This window comes from Selenihalanaerobacter shriftii, assembly GCF_900167185.1.
GTDB classification, from domain to species: domain Bacteria; phylum Bacillota; class Halanaerobiia; order Halobacteroidales; family Acetohalobiaceae; genus Selenihalanaerobacter; species Selenihalanaerobacter shriftii.
Genome location: NZ_FUWM01000031.1, coordinates 1 through 21,628 on the forward strand (window position 1 = coordinate 1; position 21,628 = coordinate 21,628).

Below are 21,628 nucleotides of genomic sequence, written 5' to 3' on the forward strand. Positions count from 1 at the left end.
AATAAATTATCACAAGAGATGTTGAAATCAAAAAAGCAAATTAATTTTCGTCAGTTAAGAAAGAAACAAGAAGAATATACTCACATTTAATTATGGATAAAAATTCAGAAAATTACAAATGTAATATTTTGGCTGTTTATTACTATAAATAAATTTTCATTAAATAATAATGAGATTGTGCGTAACGCACAATCTTTTCTTTTTATTGTCGGAATTTAATTTTTAAACCAGGAAAATTAGTAATTGAAGTAGAATAAGTAAACGTAACCTTAATTTTATGCTTAGGAGGCAAGTAGATGATTCCTAAACGAAACTCTATATTAGTATTACTAATTTGTATTATTTTGTTTTCTTACGTGTTACCTATTTCGGCTATGAATATGAAGGTTAGATTATCAATTAATGGACAAGTTGTTGATCAAGCTTTAAATGTGCAAAAGGTTAATGATACTTTATTGATTCCTGTGAAGGTATTAGATCAACAATTTGCTTTAGAAGTTGAATGGATAAATATAATTAAGAGTGTTAACATAAAATTAGATGATAGAATAATTAAGTTAAGGGTTGGGGAAAGACAAGTACAGTTTGGTGATGAAATTAAAGAATTAAGTACTAAAGTTAAATTAGTGGATGGTCAAGCATTGATTCCAGCTGACTTCGTAGCAGAAATTTTAGGTTATCAGATGAATTTTACTGATAATGAATTAGAGTTTTTTAAACCGATTTTAAAAGTGAAGGATATTACATATAATGAGACAGATTTTGGTGAAGAAATTGTAATTACAACCAATAAAAAACCTCATTATAAAACAAAATCTTTACCTGCGCCAGAACGATTATTTATTGACATTTTTAATTCAGAGTTAACTAAAGAAATTGATGAAATAGCTGTCAATAATGGTTTAATTTTTCAAATTAGAAGTGGTCAGTTTAAAGCAGGTATTGTCAGAATTGTATTGGATCTATATCAACCTTTAAGCTATAATACTGATGTAGTTAAAGTTGGTGATGATTATCAGCTTAAACTTAAGATTAATCCACGAATTATTGGTTTTAGGTATAATAATGAGAGAAAGACATTTGCTATTTTGTCTAACAAAAAATTAAGTGATTATCAAACTAAATATAAAAAAGAAGATAATGAATTAATTGTTGAATTCTCCAATACTTTATTAGATGTGGTGAAAGATTCAATAGAAATAGAGGATAATGAATCTATTAAGAAAGTAAAGTTGAACCAAATTAACAGAGGTGGTTCTACAGCGGTTAAAATTAATTTTCAACTAAAGAAGCGGGTAAAGTTTAATACATATAATGATCCTAAAAATCCTAATAAGTTAATTTTGAATCCAAATGATACTGCTGAATTATTTGGTGTTAAATATGATAAGCAGGTGAACAATGTAGAGATTAAAGTTAGTAAGCCAGTTTCTGTTAAATCAGTTCCTTTAAAGAAAGGAAGTAGATTGGTACTAGATTTACCGAATACTGTTTTTCGTAAAGTTAGTGAAAGTTTAAGAGTTGGGAATGATTCTGTAGAGGAAATTAGGATAGCACAATTTAATAAAAAGATGTCTAGAGTGGTAGTTGATTTAAAGAAATTAGTTAATTATGAACTAGAATCTATTCAAGATGATGCTAATAATAATTATAGTATAATTGTTAAATTAGATAATCTCAACAATGATTCACAAATAGATAAATCAGATGATAAATCTGATAAAGGCAAGACATCAAAAGATAATCATCCGTCTACAGATAAATCTTATGAAAAGTATTTAGAGGAAGTTAACATTTTTAAGAAAAAAAATCGAATTAATTTACAAATTAATTTAAATACTAAATCTGATTATAAAATTAGGAAGTTTAAGTATCCTAATCGTTTAGTTATTGATATACCAGGAGCTGTTGACAATTTAGATCCTGACCAGATAGCTAAACCTCAAGGAATAATTAAGGACGTAAGAGTAAGTCAATTTTCTCGAGATCCTCTAATGTCAAGAGTTGTTTTTGAATTGCCGTATCCTATAAATTATGATCTAATTTCTAAAGACCAGAGTGCTCAAATAAAACTTAAACTCAGGATACCTAATCGAGATTTATCTTTATCTGGTAGAATGATCGTCATTGATGCTGGTCATGGAGGGGCAGATCCAGGAGCAATTGGTCCTAGTGGAATAATGGAGAAGAAAGTGAATTTAGATATTGCTAAACGCTTGACTGCTTTATTAAGGAAAGCTGGGGCTAAAGTAAAGATGACTAGAACAAATGATGAATATATTACACTGTGGTCAAGGGCAGATATGGCTAATGAATTAGGGTGTGACATTTTTGTTAGCATTCATTCTAATGCTCATAAAGGAGAAGATGCCTCTGGGACAGAAACTTATATTTACCCTGGTAGTTATGGTGACACCTTGATATTAGCTAAGATTATGCAGAGTTCGCTTCAGGAGAAGATTGGATTAATCGATCGAGGTGTTAAATTCGAAAGACTTTATGTCTTAGAAAAGACAACTATGCCTTCTATTTTAAGTGAAATTGCTTTTATTACTAATGAAGAAGAAGAGCAATTATTGGCTGACCCGAACCTTAGACAAAAGGCAGCTGCAGGTTTATATGAAGGAATAGTTGCCTATTTTAATAGGTAAACGAGTCAGCTAAGGAGGGTAAGGAGAATGACTAAAAAGAATAAAAAGATAAATTATTTATTTATCGGGGGAGTAGTTTTAATTTTAGGTTTGCTATATTTAATCATGTTTACTCCTTCTAAAATTGAAACAAAGAAAGTAAAATTATATTTTAGTTTTAATCAAGGACAAAATTTAAAAGCAGAAGTAAGAAAAGTTACTACTGATAAATTATATAAAAATACTGTTCAAGAATTGATAAATGGTCCAACGAATGAAGAATTAGTAAGGACGATTCCTGATGGTACTCAATTAATTGATTTAAAATTAAAAGAAAGAACATTAGTATTAAATTTTAATTCTAAGCTTAAAGAAAACCATTGGGGTGGAAGTACAGGTGAAATGATGACTATTTATTCTATTGTAAATACTATGACTCAATTTCCAGAAATTAATCAAGTTTTATTTTTAATTGAAGGAGAAGAGGTTAAGAGTTTAGCAGGTCACATGGGGTTAGTAGAACCAATAAGTGCTAACGAAAAAATAATTATAGAATAGTGATGTTAAAAGTGAGACAATTGTCTCACTTTTATTTAGGTAAGTTTAATTTAAAATTGATAATTAATATAAGATGGTAATATTAATATTTAATAGTAGAATACTAATTTAATAAAAGCAAATATTTAATTAAGGATATATCTACCCTGGGATTTAGTTAAAAAATTAGATTATACTTTGTGTTTATGAGAATAAAAAGAATTTGGGAAGGTGAAAGAATGAAATCAAGTAATCCAATTGCGCTATTTGACTCCGGGGTTGGTGGCTTAACGGTTACTAAAGAGGTAATGGAAGAATTCCCACATGAGAATGTTATTCATTTTGGAGATACTCTACATTTACCTTATGGCCCCCGTGCTCAAGAACAAGTTCGCTCATTTGCATTCAAAATTATAGATTATTTAATAGATGTAATTAATGTTAAATTAGTTATTATTGCATGTAATACAGCAACAGCTGCTGCTTTAAAGTTAGCAAAAGAGAAGTTTGAAATACCGATTATCGGTCCTGTTAAACCTGGAGCTAAAGCGGCTGTTAAAGAGACTAATAATCAGAAGCTTGGAGTAATAGCAACTAAAGGTACAATTGGTAGCCGGGCTTATCATCGAGAAATTAGAGAATTATCTACTAAAGTTGAAATATTTGCTAAAGCATGTCCAGAGTTTGTTACTTTAGTAGAGAAAGGCAAGGTTATAGGTTCAGAAGTTGAAGAGGTAGTTCAAGAGTATTTAGCTCCTCTGCGGGCCGAAGGAGTAGATACTTTATTATTAGGTTGTACTCATTTTCCTTATTTAAACAAAATAATTCAAAAAGTCATGGGACCAGAGGTTAGTTTAATTTATCCTGGCAAAGAGATAGCTATTCAAGCTAGAGAAATTCTATCAAAACACGGGTTATTAAATAAACAGCCTCAACTAGGTAAGAGAGAGTTTTATGTGAGTAATCTGGAAAATATATCGTATGATTTTGTAAAAGTTGGCAAAGAATTTTTAGAACTAAGAGAGTTAGAATTTAAAAAACTAGATATCTTTGATGAATAATTAATCTTAAACTATAAATTAGAAAATTTGATGTTGGAGAAGGAAGAATTGGGGAAGGAGAAAGGATTATGAATGAAAAAGTCGGTTTGACTACTACTATACCAGTAGAAATCATCTATGCTGCTGGAGATATTCCAGTGGATTTAAATAATATATTTATTACTAGTAATGAAAGTCAACGATTAGTAGAAGAAGCTGAATATGCAGGTTACCCTCGGAATATTTGTGGTTGGATTAAAGGACTATATTCTACAGTTTTAGAGACTAATGATCTTAATAAAATAATTGCAGTAACTCAAGGGGACTGTACAAATACTCATGCTTTAATGGAAACTTTAGAGATGCAGGGGGTAAAAACAGTTCCATTTGGCTATTCTTACAATCAAGATCGTGAATTACTTGAATTACAGATTAAAAAATTAATAGAACATTTTAAAGTTAGTGAGAAAGAAGTGTTAGAAACTAAAGGTAGATTGGATGAAGTTAGAGATAAGGTGCATAAAATAGATTATCTTACCTGGGCGGAAAATAAGGTGACTGGATTTGAAAATCACTTATTTTTAGTTAATTGTAGTGATTTTAAAGGGGATATTGATGAATATGAGAAAGAAGTGATGGAGTTTTTACAAAAAGTAGAGGAACGTGAACCGTTTACTGAAGAGATAAGATTAGGATATATTGGGGTACCACCAATTATTGATGATCTTTATGATTATATTGAGACTCAGAATGCAAGAGTAGTATTTAATGAAATTCAACGACAATTTAGCATGCCGTATCAAACTGATAATTTAGTTGAACAGTATCTTAAATATACTTATCCATATAATGTGTTTGCTAGATTGGAAGATATTAAGACAGAAATAGAAAAAAGGGATTTAGATGGAATTATACATTATACCCAAAGTTTTTGTTTTAGACAAATTGATGATTTAGTTTTTAGAGAAAGATTAGATATCCCTTTACTCACTTTAGAAGGAGATAAACCGGGGGATTTAGATGCTAGAAGTAAGATGCGTTTGGATAGTTTTATTGAAATGTTAAAGAGCTAAAACAGACTATTAATGAGGTGTTTATATGAATTGCGGAATAGATTTAGGAAGTCGAAATGTGAAAATAGCACTAGTAAATGATAAAGAAATATTAGAATTTCATAAATATGACACCATAGAATTCTATCGTCAATATGGCACAAAGATATCAGGGGAAATGGTTATCGATTTTGAAAAATTAGGCATTTCTAAAATAGAGTCTGTAGTTTCTACTGGGTATGGTAGAAATACTATTAAAATTAAGGGAGCTAAACAGATTCCAGAACTTAAAGCACATATGATAGGAGCATTGTTTCAGACTGATTATGAAACTTTTACTCTATTAGATTTAGGTGGACAAGATAGTAAAATTATTAAGGTGCAGAATGGACAAATGATGGATTTTCAAACTAATGATAAATGTGCAGCTAGTTCTGGACGATATTTAGAAAATATGGCTGAAATTTTAGGAATAAAGCTAGATGAATTAAGTCAAAATTATGAAAAACCAGTTGAGATTAATTCTACTTGTGCTATCTTTGGAGAATCAGAGTTGATTGGTAAGATTTTAGAAGGTCATTCTACTGTGGAATTAGCAGCTGGAGTTAATTATAGTATTTTTAAAAGAATTAAACCACTACTCATGAAATTCAAAAGTAAGAGAATCATTTTTACAGGAGGAGTAGCTCATAATCAAGCTATTAAAAGAATTATTGAAAATGAATTATCAGCAGAAGTAATAATACCAGATAGCCCTCAATTTAATGGGGCACTTGGTTGTGCTTTATATAATTAATTGTTGAGAATGATTACATCTTGACATTATTTTGGGAATTTAGTATAATTATATTTAAGTTAATGGTCAGACCATCTGATAATTGATAGATTAGCTTTATTTAGAATACCTTCAATTTCAGAATTATAAAGATATAAATAAGGAGGTAAAATTATGTTTTGTATTATTTGTGATCGAGAAATAGATGAAAATACTTTTCAAAATACTTGTAAAAATTGTGAAGCAAAAGTTGATAAGATGTCTAAAAAAATATTAGATTCACGAGAACTTATGCGTAAGAAGATTGATTTTTGGCAGTTAAAAAGCAAAGAATATAATGTAAGTTAACTATATGAGTTATTTTTAATTATAAATTTCAGAAAATTATAAACTTGATATTTTAAATAGCAAATATAACTTATAAGTTATATTTTTGGTTTTAATGCTAATTATGTCGAAGTAACCATTTATTTTGTGAAAAAATATACTTAATTCAAATTCTTGACATTATTCTGACAATTTAGTATAATGAATTTAATCGAAGCGGTCAGACCATCAGGTGTTATTATAGTATAGTTTTTATTCTTAATTAAAAATATCAGAAAATGAAAATTTTTGAAGCTGCGGTCAGACCATCAGATGTTTATTTTTTGCTTATGTCATTTAAATTTAATTTATTATAAGAATAACTTCTATAAGCTATTCTTAATTCAAGTAAAGATGAGGTAACAGGCAGAAATACATTTAATTAAAGGAGGCGAGGTAAGCTAGTAGGATTATTCTAAAGGTATCTAGGATATAATTTACTATTATTAATACCGAGAAGGGGAGGAATGATTAGAGTATGGGAACATTAATATTAAATGCGTTATTAGCTAGTATACCTATTTTAGTTGTAGGAATTTTAATGGTTGGATTTATGTGGTCTTCTAATAAGGCCATGCCGCTAGGATACTTAAGTGCAGTTGTAGTAGGAATCATCTTTTGGAAGATGCCTTTTAGATGGGTAGCTGCTTCTACATTAAAAGGAATGATGGGTACAATAACTATCTTATTAATTGTATTTGGAGCTATTTTGATACTGAAAATTTTACAATCTGGTGGTGCCGTAGGTGCAATAGGTGCCAGTTTAACTGGAGTTACGAGAGATAGACGAGTACAGGTATTACTAATTGGTTGGCTTTTAGTTACTTTCTTTGAAGGTGCTGCTGGATTTGGTACACCAGCTGCAGTTGCTGCACCATTATTAGTAGGGTTAGGATTTCCACCATTAGTGTCAGCTATTATTGCTTTAATAGCAGATAGTGTCCCAGTAAGCTTTGGTGCAGTAGGAATTCCAATTTGGGGTGGATTTGCTTCTTTAGAAAGTGTAGCGCAGTTACCAGGAGCAATGACTTTTCAGCAGTTTTTACAGAATATCGGTTTTTATACGGCTTTAAATCATGCAATTGTAGGGTCGTTTATTCCACTACTTGCAGTAGCTATGATGACTAAATTAACTAAAGGGTCTTTTAAAGATGGTTTAAAGATTTGGCCGTTAGCAATCTTTGCCGGGTTAGCCTTTACAATACCTTCTACTCTGGTTGCTTACTTTGTAGGACCAGAATTACCTTCGCTTTTAGGATCATTAATTGCTATTCCAATTGTAGTTCTTGTAGTTTCTAAAGGTTGGTTAAGTCCTAAAACTGAATGGGATTTGCCACCAAGAGAGAATTGGTCTGATGAGTGGATTGGTGAAATAGAGCCAGGTGATGGTGGAGTTAATGCAAAGATGTCTGCTTTTAAAGCTTGGTTACCTTATATCTTAATTGGCTTACTTTTATTAGCTGGTCGTTTAGAAGTATTTGGTCTTACTCCAATTTTAAAAGCTTATTCTATTGAATGGAATAATATTTTAGGTACTTCCTTAAGTGAAGGTATTACACCATTATATAATCCAGGAATCTTTCCATTCATCTTTGTAGCTTTATTAATGCCGATGATTTATGGTATGGATGGAAAGCAAGTTAAAAATGCTTGGGGTGAAGCAATATCCACTGTTACTCCAGCAGCCATAGCTTTAGTCTTTACATTAGGTATGGTTCAGATTATGATTCAATCCGGTGCTGCTACTGGAGGAGATTCAATGTTAATTGCTTTAGCTGAAGCAGCTTCAGCTTTGACAGGTAACTTATGGATTCTATTTGCTTCATTCGTAGGAGTCTTAGGTTCATTTATCTCTGGTAGTAATACTGTTTCTGATATTATGTTCGGTAATTTCCAATATGCTACTGCTTCGCAAGTAGGAATTTCTAGAACTATGATTCTTTCGCTACAGGCTTTAGGTGGGGCAGCAGGAAATATGATTTGTATACACAATGTAGTAGCAGCTTGTGCTACTGTAGGGATTGTAGGTAAAGAAGGATTAGTTATTCGTAGAAATTTACCTATTGCGTTATTATATAGTTTACTGGCAGGAGTAGTAGCTTGGATCATTGTTAGTGTCTTCCAGCCAGGTCTCTTTTAATAGAAGGTAGTTTGATATCAATCAGGTTGGTAAAAGTAGATATCTACTTTTACCAACCAATTAATATTTTTTAATGAATGTGGTCAGACCACTAGTCCAGAATGATGTAATAATCTCACGAATTACCTGTCTGCTTCTTTCCACCAGAAGTAGAGAAGACTTATGATCGGTCACGAGAATGTTTTATAGAAGCCTATTCTTAATGTTTAATTAATACTTAAATAAAAGGTGGTAGTAAAGATGATTAATAATATGACAATTAATGATTTTAAAGAAGTAGTAGGAGATGAATATGTTTTAACTAGTAAAGAGGAATTATTAAGTTATTCGTATGATTCTACGGCGGGTGTAGATCCAGTAGTTCCTAAATTAGTAGTTAAACCAGGTTCTACAGAAGAGGTTTCAAAAGTTATTAAAATTGCTAATCAAGAAGGAATTAATATTATTCCTCGGGGAGCAGGAAGTAACTTATGTGGCGGAACCATTCCAGTTAAAAATAGTGTGGTAGTAGTTTTGACGAGAATGAATAAAATTTTAGAAATAGATGAAGAGAACTTAACAGCAACTGTAGAAGCAGGAGTGATTACTGTAGATGTGCATAATGCTGTTGAGGAAAAGGGATTATTCTATCCTCCTGACCCAGGTAGTATGAAAGTTTCTACAATTGGAGGAAATATTGCTGAATGTGCCGGTGGTCTACGAGGATTAAAGTATGGAGTAACTAAAGATTATATTATGGGCTTAGAGATAGTATTGCCGACAGGAGAAATTATTGAGGTTGGTGGTAAGACAGTAAAGAATGTAACAGGATATGATCTACCAAAATTATATACTGGATCTGAAGGAACATTGGGTATTGTGACTAAGGCTATTTTAAAATTAATTCCTAAACCAGACACTCATAAGAGTATGATGGCAATCTTTGATGAATTGGATGGTGCAGCAGAAACAATTTCAAATATCATTAGTAATAAAGTAGTACCAGTAACTTTAGAAATCATGGATAAAGTGACTATTGAAACTGTAGAAGATTTTGCTGAAATTGGTTTACCTACTGATGCAGAAGCGATTCTTTTAATTGAGGTAGACGGAATTGAAGAGGTAGTTGAACGAGATGCTAAAAAAGTAATTAAGATTTGTGAAGAACATGGAGCGCGACAAGTCAAATTAGCTAAGACTGCTGAGGAAAGAGATGATATTTGGGCAGCAAGACGTTCAGCATTATCTGCTTTAGCTCGAATGAAACCAACGACTATTCTAGAGGATGCTACAGTACCTCGAAGCAATATCCCTGATATGATTAGAGGGGTAAATGAGATAGCTAAGAAGTATGATTTACAGATTGGTACTTTTGGTCATGCAGGGGATGGTAACTTACATCCGACAATTTTAACTGATGAACGTGATAAAGAAGAAATGGAGAAGGTACACAAAGCTGTTGAAGAAATCTTTGATATAGCTTTAGAATTGGATGGTACGTTGTCTGGAGAGCACGGTATTGGTATTGCTAAGGCTAGTTTCATGGCCAAAGAGCTAGGTGAAGATGGTTTACAGGCTTTAAGGAATATTAAGTATTCTCTAGATCCAAAAGGATTATTAAATCCACATAAATTGATCGGGGATGGTAGTGATGAGTAAGGCACTACAGCAAATAGAAGAAGAGATTGCTAAATGTATGAAATGTGGCCTTTGTAGAGCAGTCTGTCCTATCTTTAGTGAGTTAGATAATGAAGCTACTGTAGCTCGCGGAAAAGTACATTTAATAGAAAATGTTGCTAAAGGTGAATTAGAATTAAGTGATAAGTATGAGAAGCTTATGGAGCTATGTTTAATGTGTAAAGCTTGTGTAGATAACTGTCCTTGTGGAGTAGAGGTTGATAAGATAGTGCTTAAAGCAAGAGAAGAGTTAGCCCAAAAAAAAGGGTTATCTATGATTAAGAAAGGAATATTCAATGTATTACAGAATGAGTTTATCTTTCCATTGGGTATGAAGCTAGGGTCAATCTTCCAAGGCTTAGCATTTAGGAAAAATGATGGCCCACAGCCAGGTAATAACCCACGGGTGTCAGTAGGTTTAGATAGAAAAAGGGTAATACCTGATTTGGCTGAAAAAACATTTAAAGAAGAATACCCTGAAGTAGTAAAAGTAGATAATCCAAAAGCAAGAGTAGCTTTTTATACAGGGTGTACTATTAATTATATCTATCCTGATTTTGGAAAATCAGTAGTTAATGTTTTAGTCGAAAATGATATCGAAGTTGTTATTCCACAGGGGCAGCAGTGTTGTGGGACACCGGTTAGAATTTATGGTGATACTAAGACAGCTAAAAAATTAGCTAAAGCAAATGTAGAAGAATTTGCTAAACATGATGTGGATGCAATTATTACTGCCTGTTCTTCCTGTGGATTAGCATTAAAAGAAGAGTTCAAAGAAATTTTAGGAGCTAGTCCAGGATTAGAAAAATTTAGTGATAAGGTATATGATATTGCAGAGTATTTAGTAGACGTTATTGAGTTTGATCGAGAAGAATTAGGTACTATTCGTAGAAAAGCAACCTATCATGATCCTTGTCATTTAGTTAGAGGAATGGGAGTTAGTGATCAACCTAGAGAAATTTTAAAAGCGATCCCTGGGGTTTATTTTGAAGAAATGGAGAAATCAGACCGTTGCTGTGGATCAGCTGGTTCATTTAATTTAAAATATTATGATTTGTCAATGGATATTAACAAACATAAAATAGAAGATATTAAGCAAACAGGAGCAGATACTTTAGTTACTGGTTGTGGTGCTTGTAAAATGCATATTAGTGATGGTTTAAATCAAGCTGGTTTAGATCAAGAAGTAGTGCATACGGTTCAGCTCTTAGATGAAGCTTATCAAAAAAGAAGAGCAAATCGGGAAAATAAAAACATTGAAAAAGTAGGCTAATTAATTTTGGAGGTGAAGTAGATGGCAGTTATGGAGGAAAATATAACGAAGACTAATCTTGATAAATTATATAATAGTTTTGTTACTAAAGCTGAAACATTAACTACTCAAGTTTATAGAGCTAACAATAATGATGAAGTAGTAGAATGTATTAAAAAAGAAGTAAATACACTAGACGCTAAAAAAGTAGTTGGATGTGAATCAGAATTAACTGTTAAATTAGGGTTAAAAGAAAAAATAGCTGATATAGATAGTATAGATAGTTATTTTGAAAATATTTCTGAAGAAGTTGAAGATGCAGATATCGGAATTTCTGAATTAGATATAGCTGTTGCTAAGAGTTCTACCTTAATTCAGAATGCTGAGAGCTATGAAACACGTGTAGTTTCCATGTTACCAAAGACTCATATTGCAGTTGTTAAGACTAAGAATTTAGTGCCAGAATTAACAGATGCGTTTGAAGTTTTAAAAGAAAAATATGGAACAGCAGTACCGCCTTATTTAGCATTTATTACAGGACCATCTAAAACAGCAGATATCGAACGCACATTAACTATTGGAGTGCACGGTCCAGGACGTTTAGTTGTAATTTTTGTTGACTAAAATGGGTAGTTAGGGAGGTAAACAATCATGCTAGCAAAAAAAGAATTAACTAATAATATTAAAAAAGCTTTAGATAATGATAATTTACGAAGTGCCTTAGGAAACTTTGCCGATGGTTTTGTGCAGGATAGGAATGCTTCTTATGAAGATGAAGATTTTGAAGCATTACGAAAGCAAGTAAGAGAAGCAAGAGATTATGCTGTTGAACATTTAGATGAATTAGCAGATCAATTTCAAAAAGAAGCAGAAAAAAGAGGAGCTATTGTTTATAGAGCAAAGGATGCGGCAGATGCTAATGAATATATTCAAAAGTTGTGTAAAGAAAAGGATGTAAAGACTGTTGTAAAATCTAAATCAATGGCTACTGAAGAGATCTTTTTAAATAAACATTTAGAAAAGCATGGTATCAATATTAGTGAAACTGACTTAGGTGAATGGATTTTGCAATTACAGGATAGTCATCCTTCGCATATGGTAATGCCGGCGATCCATTTAAAGAAAGAAGAAGTAGCTGGATTATTCTCTGAAGAGGTAGGTTATGAGGTTTCTCCAGAAGTAGAAGGCCAAGTGGAATTGGCAAGACAAGAATTAAGAAAGAAATTTTTAAGTGCTGGTATGGGAATTACTGGTGGAAACTTAGCAATTGCCGAAACAGGAACAATTGCCTTAGTAACTAATGAAGGTAATGCTCGCCTGACTACTACTTTGCCACCGATTCACGTAGCAGTAGTTGGTTATGAAAAGTTAATTCCTAAATTTGAGGATGCAATAGCAGTTTTAAAGGCTTTACCAAGAAGTGCAACTGCCCAGCATATAACTAGTTATATAACAATGATTACTGGACAAGTACCAACTATAGTTGAAGGTGAAGAAGGACAGAAAGAACTTCATATTGTTCTATTAGATAATGGGCGCCGGGAAATGTTAAGTGACCCAGTATTTAAACAAGCAGCTAGATGTCTAAGATGCGCATCTTGTTTAAATGTTTGTCCTATTTACAAGCAAGTAGGAGGACACGTTTATGGACATATTTATGCTGGAGGGATTGGTTCAATTTTAACAGCTTTCTTTCATGGGTATGAGGTATCAGACGATGTACAGGAAATGTGTATTGGTTGTCGTCGTTGTGCAGAGTTTTGCCCGGGAAATATTAATATTCCTGACTTGATTTTAGAACTAAGAAGACGGTTAACAGAAAAGAGAGGATTGCCATTTATATTTAATGTAGGAATTAAAGGGATTTTAGGCAATAGTAAGTTAATGCATACTGGTTTAAAGTTAGCATCTAAATTACAAGGCCCATTTACTGATGGGGATATGATTAGACATTTACCGCTTGCATTTTCGGAGATTACAGAAGTAAAAAGTCTACCTAAAATTGCTGATACAGCATTTAGAGATGCAATTAAGAAGATAGACCAAAAGGTAGATAATCCTACAGAGACTGTAGCTTTCTATGCAGGATGTGCTATTGACTTTGCTTATCCTGAAGTAGGTACTTCTTTAATGAAGGTACTAAATCAAGAAAATATTAAGGTTGAATTTCCACAAGAGCAAGCTTGTTGTGGAGTTCCAGCTAAATATTTAGGTGACATGAAGACAATGAAGAAGTTAGCCAAACAGAATATTAAAGCTTTAGAAGGTAACTATGATCATATTATTACAGCTTGTCCAACTTGTGCAGAAGCAGTAATTGAAGGATTTGCTGAAGCATTAGCTGATGAGCCAAACTGGCAGCAAAGAGCCAAGAAGATAGCTGCTAAAGTAAAAGATTTCTCTCAATTCTTAGCGGATAAAGGTTATAAAGTTAAAGGTGAAACTAAGAAGAGAAAAATCACTTATCATGACTCATGTCATTTGACGAGAAGCTTACGTTTACAAGAAAAGCCTAGAGAAGTGCTTAAAAGTAGCAATAACATAGAGTTTATTGAAATGCAAGATTCTGATGTTTGTTGTGGTTTTGGGGGAAGCTATTCATTTAAACACCCTAATCTTTCCAAAGAAGTATTGAAAGATAAGTTAGATAATGTAAAAGCTACAGGAGCAGATACTTTAGCCATGGATTGTCCAGGTTGTTTAATGCAGTTACGAGGTGGCGCAGATAAGCATGAAGTCAATATCGATGTTAAGCACACGGCAGAGATTTTAGCTGAGAAATTAGATTAAATATTTAATAAAGGTTAAGAATAATAGAATATAGATGATTTTTAGCATAAAAAGAGATTCTATTTTAAAATAGAATCTCTTTTTATTTGGTTGAGAATAATTTAGATGAGATAAAAGGAATTATTTAATTTAATATAGAAGAGTATAAATGATATAAAGAATTCAAACTATTAATTATATATAAATAGTTAAATTATTAAAAATAAGTTTAGTGAAGAGTTAAAATTATTGGTTTTATATAATAAGTAGTTAACTTAGGAGAGTGAAAGTGAATGTCAATTTTTAAGCCGATTAAAAATAAACGTATTTATCAACAAATAGTAGAACAGATTAGAGAATTAATAGTTGATGGCACTTTAAGTCCAGGTGATAAATTAATGTCAGAAAGAGCAATGGCCGAAGAATTAAATGTTAGTCGTGCTTCAATTAGAGAAGCTTTTAGTGTTTTAGAGATGCTAGGTTTGATTGAGAGTAGACCTGGGGAAGGAACTTTTATTAAAGAAGTTAAAGAAGAAAAGGTTCTAGAACCTTTAGCTTTAATTTTAGCTAGTGATACAGATAATATTTTTGAATTAATAGAAACTAGAAAAATATTAGAAGTAGAAAGTGCATCTTTAGCGGCCAAAAGAGCAAATGAAGATGATATTGAGAATATTAAAAAGGCTCTTGATGAAATGAAAGATGCTATTAGTGAAGGTAGATTAGGCGATCAAGCAGATGTAAAGTTCCACTTTGCAATAGCTAAAGCAACTCATAATCAAATGTTTGTTAGGATTATGAATACAATTTCTGATTTGCTAATCCAGGCTATTGGTGAGGCTAGAAAGAAATTATTTGAAGTCGAAAATAATAATGAAACTTTATATGAACAACATCAGCAGATTCATGAAAGCATAGTTAGTAAGAATCCACAACAGGCTAGAGAAAGCATGTATTATCATTTAGAGACAACTAGAAAAGAATTAAAAAAGCTGGTATAAGGATAATAGAAATAGTTTTTTAAGTTATAGAGGAGTGAAATGATGAGTGAGAAGCTGTTTAAACCGATTAAAAATAAACGTATTTATCAACAAATTGTAGAACAGATTAGGGAATTAATTGCTGACGGCACTTTAAGTCCTGGTGATAAATTAATGTCAGAAAGAGTAATGGCCGAAGAATTAAATGTTAGTCGTGCTTCAATTAGAGAAGCATTTAGTGTTTTAGAGATGCTAGGTTTAATTGAAAGTAGACCTGGGGAAGGAACTTTTATTACCGAAACAGATCCTGAAACATTAATTGAACCTTTAGCTTTGATTTTAATGATAGATCAAGATAATGTTTTTGAATTATTAGAAATTCGCAAAATAATAGATGTAGAAAATGCAGCTATGGCAGCTAGTCAAGCTACAGAAGAAGAATTAAAAGAAATGGAAGAGGCTTTAGAATCAATGGAAGAATTAGTAAAAGATAATCAATTTGCAAATAAAGCTGATTTTAAGTTTCACTTTGCTGTAGCTAAAGCAACTCATAATAATGTTTTGGTTAAAATAATGCAGACTATTGCCGACTTGTTATACACTTCTATGAGTTCTCATTTAAGTCAATTGTATAAAATTAAAGGAAATCCAGAAATGTTATTAAAACAACATAAAAAAGTATATCAACAGATTAGAGAAAGAAATCCTGAAGGGGCTAGACAAGCAATGTATCACCATTTAGAAGCAGCGAAAGAAGAAATGTTGCGCATTATTAAACAAAGTAATCAAGTATAAAATCATTTACATATGAAATAGAACTCAATAATTAAACTATCAGCAATAAATGTTGGTAGTTTTTATATTAAAGTTAATTGATTATTAAAAAAATTCAATATCTATTTGACATTTTGTTGAAACAACATGTATAATATATATATGCGCTGACTTATGTCAGTAGGGTAATTTTCAGAAAAGTTTGTTAGTTACTACATTTTTCGTAAGTAATCTAATATAAATTAGGCATAGTAAAATTTATTAACAGAAAGGGAGGTGAAAAATAAATAATAATTAGTAGAGAAGATGAGAATTAGAGGGGAAGTAATCATTTAATAGGTTATAGATAAATATTTTAAACGATTGATGTCAGTAGTAGAGTATATAGTAGTATTAATCATAAGCTTTATAGAATTTTATTTATGAAGTTTAGGATTTAATATCAATAAATTAATTTAAAATAGGAGGGGCAATATGTCTCAAAAGGAAACAAATCAAGAGCATAAACCATATGTCGCTGCTGACAAATCAATGTCGGAATTTACAATAACTTCTATAATTTTAGGAGTCATAATGACTGTAGTGTTTGCTGCAGCTAATGCTTATTTAGGATTAAAGGTAGGAATGACGGTTAGTGCTTCGGTACCAGGAGCAGTAATATCTATGGGTATTTTACGAGGGGTATTAAATCGTGGTACTATTTTAGAGAATAATACAGTGCAGACAATTACTTCTGCAGGTACTTCCTTAGCTGCTGGAGTAATCTTTACTATTCCAGCATTAATTTTACTGGGAGTAGAGCCAAGCATGATCAAAATGTTTTTAATCGCTTTATTTGGTGGAGTTTTAGGTGTTCTATTCATGATTCCATTAAGAAAATATTTAATTGTAGAGGAACATGGAAATCTTCCTTATCCAGAGGGTACAGCTTGTGCTGAGGTTTTAATTGCTGGAGAGGAAGGTGGAGCAAAATCTAAATATGTATTTGCTGGTATGGGAATTGGTGCTATTTATAAATTCTTATCTGGTGGAATGAAAGTTTTAAAAGAGTCGGTAGAATGGGCTATTCCAGGTTATCAAGGCTCAGCAATCGGTTTTGATTTATATCCATCTTTACTTGGTGTTGGATATATTATTGGACCTAAGATTGCAGTTAGAATGTTAGCTGGTGGTACTTTAGGTTGGTTTGTTCTTATGCCGTTAATCACTAATGTAGGTGCTGGTTTAACTGAACCATTATTCCCTGCTAGTCAACCTATTTCTGAATTAGGCTATTGGGGGGTCTGGGATAATTATATTCGTTATGTTGGTGCTGGAGGTGTAGCACTAGGTGGTGTAGTTAGTTTAATTAAGGCTTTACCGACAATCTTAGAATCTTTTAAAGCAGCAGTTGTAGAGTTAACTAAAGGCTTAGGAGAAGATGTTGAGAAGCTTAGAACTGATATAGACCTACCGATTAAGTGGGTAGTATTAGGAGCTTTAGCAGTAGTTATTGCAATTGCATTTACTCCATTAATTCCGGTAGGAGTTTTAGGTGCTGTTTTTGTTGCTATATTTGGATTCTTTTTTGTAACTGTTTCTTCTCGAATTGTTGGTATTGTTGGTAGTTCTTCTAATCCAGCTTCAGGAATGACAATTGCAACATTATTGGCTACTAGTTTAATCATGAAAGCTATCGGTTGGACAGATCAAACAGGTATGGTTGCTGCATTAAGTGTAGGAGCTATCGTATGTGTGGCAATTGCAGTAGCTGGTGACACTTCTCAGGACTTAAAGACTGGATTCTTAGTAGGAGCTACCCCTAAGAAACAGCAATTAGGTGAGTTAATTGGTATTTTAGTTTCTGCTATTTTTGTTGGTGGAATTGTATTAATGCTACATGAAGCTTATGGTATTGCTTCTAAGGACTTACCAGCGCCACAGGCTAATTTAATGGCGATGGTGGTTAAAGGTGTAATGAAAGGTGATTTACCATGGGCTTTAGTATTTACTGGAGCGTTCTCTTCTTTAATTATTGAGATGTTTGGTATTGGTTCATTACCATTTGCAGTTGGATTATATCTACCGATTCATTTAAGTACTCCAATTATGATTGGTGGATTAATCAAAGCAGCTTTAAATAGAAAGTCAATGTCTGAAGAAGAAAGATCTGATAAAGATGAAAGTGGAATTTTATTTGCTTCTGGATTAGTGGCTGGAGATGCATTGATAGGTATTTTATTAGCTGCTTTAGCCCTTAAAGGATGGCATACGTCTATAGACATTGGTGTCGGTTGGGCAGGTAGTGCAGCTAACATCTTAGCATTAGGTAGTTTCTGTATTTTAGCATATCTATTATGGAAAAGTTCTGTAGGTGCCGAGACTAGAAGTTAATTAATGATTTTAATATTGAGTCAGATAAAGGGCATACTATACCAGACTACCTGTATTAAGGTAGTCTGGTTAATTTTCGTTTAAAATACATAATAGGGGGTAAAAATTAATGAAGGAATTAGAAAAAGCAGCTGATATAGTTATTAATGATTGTATGGCGGTTAAAGATGATGAGACAGTATTAGTTATTACTGATGAACCTTTACGTAAAATCGGGATGGCTTTCTTTCAAATGGCCAAGAAAGTGGCAGCAGAAGCAATTTTAACTGAAATTACTTCAAGACCTAATCATGGGGCTGAACCTCCAAAGAGTGTAGCGAATTTAATGCAAGAGGTAGATGTAGTTTTAATGCCTACTTCCAAATCATTATCTCATACTAATGCGAGAAAAGGAGCTAATGAAGCTGGAACTAGGGCGGCTACTTTACCGATGATTACTGAAGAGATTATGAAGAGAACATTAACAGCAGATTATGAAGTTATTAAAGAAAGAAGCATGAAGGTAGCCAAAATATTAGATGAGGGTAAAGTAGCTCATTTAACAACAGACAAGGGCACTGACATTAAGATGTCTTTAGAAACGAGAAAAGGTAAACCCGATACTGGTATTTATCATAAAGATGGTGATTTTGGTAATTTGCCAGCAGGTGAAGCTTATATAGCTCCTTTAGAAGGTACATCTAAAGGGAAGGTAGTAATAGATGGTGCAATGTCAGGTATTGGAATGATTGAAGAGTCAATTACTTTAATTATAGAAGACGGATATGCAGTAGAAGTAGAAGGTGGCACGGAGGCTAAAAAGTTAGAAGATATTTTAAACCAGTATGAAAAAGAAGCTAGAAATGTTGCTGAATTAGGTATAGGAACAAATGACCAAGCAACTTTAGTTGGTAATGTATTAGAAGATGAAAAAGTAATGGGTACAGTTCATGTAGCTATTGGTGATAATAGTGCGTTTGGTGGTAAAGTAGAAGTTGAGTCTCATTTAGATGGTATTATTACTGGTCCAACATTAAAAGTTGATGGTAAAGTAGTAATGGAAGATGGAGAATTAGTAATATAATAATGATTATGGGTTTGAAAATTAACCTCATTATCTATTTTTAAATCACCATCTACAGTTAAACAATGGTTAAAATCCTATTTATACCTATGTTTTATTAAAAAAATTTAATAGTGTCTTGACAATTTGTTGAAATGTCATATAATATAATAGAAGGTTTATTCTAATAAGATGAATTTTGTCGAAAAAGTTTTCAGAAAAGTAATGAATTTAAACTAGGATTTGCATTAATTAAATTAGGTGGTGAGGTTAATGAGTAAGTTGAGTGCTTTTGATACAATTGGGCCGATAATGGTGGGGCCGTCTAGTTCTCATACGGCTGGTGCAGTTAGAATTGGTAATTTAGCTAGAGAAATTGTTGGAACAGAATTTAAACAAATTAAAATACTTTTGCATGGATCTTTTGGAAAGACTTATCGAGGACATGGAACAGATAAAGCGTTAATTGGTGGATTATTAGGACTATCTACTGATGATAGTTTGATTAAAGAATCATTTAAATTAGCTAAAGAACGAGGAATAGAATTTGAGATTACTCCTATTGATTTAGGTTTAGCACACCCTAACACTGCTAAATTAGAAATTAAAGATATTACTGGAAAACTTACTACTATCATTGGTTCGTCTATTGGTGGTGGTAATATAATTATCACTGAAATAGATGGTATAAAAGTAGACTTAAAAGGGGAATATCATACCTTAATTACTTTACATAAAGACAAGCCTGGTATGGTAGCCAAGATTTCAGGAATCTTACATGATTATGATTTGAATATTGCTTTTATGAAGGTAGTAAGACAGGATAAGGAAGCTTTAGCCACAGCTATAATTAAATTAAATCAGAAGTTAGAAGTAGATATATTAGAATTGATTAAGAATATATTAGGAGTAGAATTAGTAAAAGTAGTTAATCCACTTACATAGGGGGGTAAAAAAAGTGTATGATTTCGATACAATAGGTGAGTTAATAAATTTGGCTAAAGCTAATCAAATTTCAATTGCAGAAGTAGTGATTCGTAGAGAAGTTGAGTTGTCTACGGATTCAAGTAATGAAATAAAGCAAAAGATGCAAAGTGCACTAACTGTTATGAAAGATGCAATAAAGAAGGGGTTAGAAGAAGAACTAAGTTCTATTAGTTGCTATGAAGGGAGTAATGCTCAGTTAATGGACAAGGCAGCAAATGAAGGTGAGACTATAACCGGTTCCCTAATGCCCCAAGCTATTGCTAATGCTTTAGCTGTTTCGGAAGTAAATGCATCTATGGGTAAAATAGTAGCAGTTCCGACAGCGGGTTCTTGTGGTATACTTCCGGGTGCTTTGTTAACAATAGCTATTGAAAGAGGAGTAGATGATGACAAGATTATTGAAGCATTATTCGTTGCCTCAGGAATTGGTTTAGTAGTTGCTAAACAGGCTTCAGTTTCTGGAGCAGAAGGTGGGTGTCAAGCAGAATGCGGTACTGCTACGGGAATGGCAGCAGGAGCTATTACTTATCTTGTAAATGGTAGTCCTCAACAAATAAGTAATGCAGTTGCAATTGCATTGAAAAATATTTTAGGCTTAGTCTGTGATCCAGTAGCAGGTTTAGTAGAAGTGCCATGTATTAAAAGAAATGCTATGGGAGCTAGTAATGCTTTAACAGCAGCAGAGATGGCATTAGCTGGTATTGAAAGTCTGATTCCAGCTGATGAAGTAATATTAGCTATGAAAGAAGTTGGTGAATCACTTCCAGAAAAATTAAGAGAGACTTCCTTAGGGGGGTTAGCAGCTACTCCTACAGGGTGTAAAATAAAAGAAGAATTTTTAAATAAAAATTAAGGAGGAGTTTTAAATGATTATAGGTGTACCAGCAGAAATTAAGAATAATGAAAACAGAATTGCAATCACTCCAGCAGGGGTAGAGGCGTTGACTAATGAGGGACATGAGGTAGTAATTGAAGAGAATGGTGGAGTTGGAAGTGGGATTTCTGATAAAGATTATAAGCAAGCAGGAGCTAAGATGTTAGCTACTCCAAAAGAAGTATTTGATGCAGCAGATATGATTATGAAGGTTAAGGAGCCTTTACCAAAAGAGTATGATTTATTTAAAGAAGGACAGATCCTTTATACTTATCTCCACTTAGCTGCAGAAGAAGAATTAACTGATGCTTTAATGGAGAAGAATGTTGTTTCTATCGCTTATGAAACAGTTGAGTTAGAAGATGGTTCTTTACCTTTACT

17 protein-coding genes and 1 pseudogene are annotated in these 21,628 nt (G+C 32.5%); all 18 read left to right on the plus strand.

The annotated features are described in order from the left end of the window. Positions 1 to 296: 296 nt before the first annotated feature. Positions 297 to 2,651, plus strand: coding sequence for an N-acetylmuramoyl-L-alanine amidase family protein (locus tag B5D41_RS12895; protein ID WP_078811046.1), 2,355 nt, complete (start codon positions 297 to 299; stop codon positions 2,649 to 2,651). A 27-nt stretch (positions 2,652 to 2,678) separates the two neighbouring features. Further along, entirely contained in the window at positions 2,679 to 3,188 is a 510-nt protein-coding gene (locus B5D41_RS12900; RefSeq protein ID WP_078811047.1) for a GerMN domain-containing protein, read from the plus strand. Positions 3,189 to 3,406: 218 nt separating this feature from the next. After that, positions 3,407 to 4,228, plus strand: a complete 822-nt coding sequence (murI, locus tag B5D41_RS12905) for a glutamate racemase (protein WP_078811048.1) — start codon at positions 3,407 to 3,409, stop codon at positions 4,226 to 4,228. Between the two features lie 68 nt (positions 4,229 to 4,296). After that, complete coding sequence (locus B5D41_RS12910; RefSeq protein WP_078811049.1) at positions 4,297 to 5,280, plus strand: 2-hydroxyacyl-CoA dehydratase family protein; 984 nt, start codon at positions 4,297 to 4,299, stop codon at positions 5,278 to 5,280. Between the two features lie 25 nt (positions 5,281 to 5,305). Further along, a complete protein-coding gene (locus B5D41_RS12915; RefSeq protein ID WP_078811050.1) occupies positions 5,306 to 6,055 on the plus strand; it encodes an acyl-CoA dehydratase activase in 750 nt (249 codons plus the stop codon). Between the two features lie 153 nt (positions 6,056 to 6,208). Continuing rightward, positions 6,209 to 6,382, plus strand: coding sequence for a hypothetical protein (locus B5D41_RS14170; protein ID WP_159442965.1), 174 nt, complete (start codon positions 6,209 to 6,211; stop codon positions 6,380 to 6,382). Positions 6,383 to 6,878: 496 nt separating this feature from the next. Beyond that, positions 6,879 to 8,540: an L-lactate permease gene (locus B5D41_RS12920; RefSeq protein WP_078811051.1), complete on the plus strand. Its 1,662-nt coding sequence runs from the start codon at positions 6,879 to 6,881 to the stop codon at positions 8,538 to 8,540. 240 nt (positions 8,541 to 8,780) lie between these two features. Next, complete coding sequence (locus B5D41_RS12925; RefSeq protein ID WP_078811052.1) at positions 8,781 to 10,178, plus strand: FAD-binding oxidoreductase; 1,398 nt, start codon at positions 8,781 to 8,783, stop codon at positions 10,176 to 10,178. Beyond that, positions 10,171 to 11,469: a (Fe-S)-binding protein gene (locus B5D41_RS12930; protein ID WP_078811053.1), complete on the plus strand. Its 1,299-nt coding sequence runs from the start codon at positions 10,171 to 10,173 to the stop codon at positions 11,467 to 11,469. Before B5D41_RS12925 ends, B5D41_RS12930 begins: the two co-directional genes overlap by 8 nt. A gap of 21 nt (positions 11,470 to 11,490) precedes the next feature. After that, complete coding sequence (locus tag B5D41_RS12935) at positions 11,491 to 12,072, plus strand: LutC/YkgG family protein (protein WP_078811054.1); 582 nt, start codon at positions 11,491 to 11,493, stop codon at positions 12,070 to 12,072. A 27-nt stretch (positions 12,073 to 12,099) separates the two neighbouring features. Continuing rightward, positions 12,100 to 14,238 carry an L-lactate dehydrogenase (quinone) large subunit LdhH gene (gene ldhH / locus B5D41_RS12940; protein WP_078811055.1) on the plus strand — a complete coding sequence of 713 codons (2,139 nt, stop codon included), beginning with the start codon at positions 12,100 to 12,102 and terminating at the stop codon, positions 14,236 to 14,238. Between the two features lie 272 nt (positions 14,239 to 14,510). After that, positions 14,511 to 15,218: a FadR/GntR family transcriptional regulator gene (locus B5D41_RS12945; protein ID WP_078811056.1), complete on the plus strand. Its 708-nt coding sequence runs from the start codon at positions 14,511 to 14,513 to the stop codon at positions 15,216 to 15,218. Positions 15,219 to 15,260: 42 nt separating this feature from the next. Continuing rightward, positions 15,261 to 15,992 (plus strand): FadR/GntR family transcriptional regulator, encoded by a 732-nt coding sequence (locus B5D41_RS12950; RefSeq protein ID WP_078811057.1) that lies wholly within the window; start codon positions 15,261 to 15,263, stop codon positions 15,990 to 15,992. Between the two features lie 453 nt (positions 15,993 to 16,445). Next, entirely contained in the window at positions 16,446 to 18,344 is a 1,899-nt protein-coding gene (locus B5D41_RS12955) for an OPT family oligopeptide transporter (protein ID WP_078811058.1), read from the plus strand. A gap of 109 nt (positions 18,345 to 18,453) precedes the next feature. Further along, the gene (locus tag B5D41_RS12960) at positions 18,454 to 19,407 is read left to right on the plus strand and encodes an aminopeptidase (protein ID WP_078811059.1); all 954 of its coding nucleotides are present in this window, start codon (positions 18,454 to 18,456) and stop codon (positions 19,405 to 19,407) included. 252 nt (positions 19,408 to 19,659) lie between these two features. Then, positions 19,660 to 20,331, plus strand: a complete 672-nt coding sequence (gene sdaAB, locus B5D41_RS12965; RefSeq protein WP_078811060.1) for an L-serine ammonia-lyase, iron-sulfur-dependent subunit beta — start codon at positions 19,660 to 19,662, stop codon at positions 20,329 to 20,331. Between the two features lie 13 nt (positions 20,332 to 20,344). Then, complete coding sequence (gene sdaAA, locus B5D41_RS12970; RefSeq protein WP_078811061.1) at positions 20,345 to 21,226, plus strand: L-serine ammonia-lyase, iron-sulfur-dependent, subunit alpha; 882 nt, start codon at positions 20,345 to 20,347, stop codon at positions 21,224 to 21,226. Positions 21,227 to 21,239: 13 nt separating this feature from the next. Next, positions 21,240 to 21,628 (plus strand): annotated as a pseudogene (locus tag B5D41_RS12975) (alanine dehydrogenase); the annotation flags it as partial.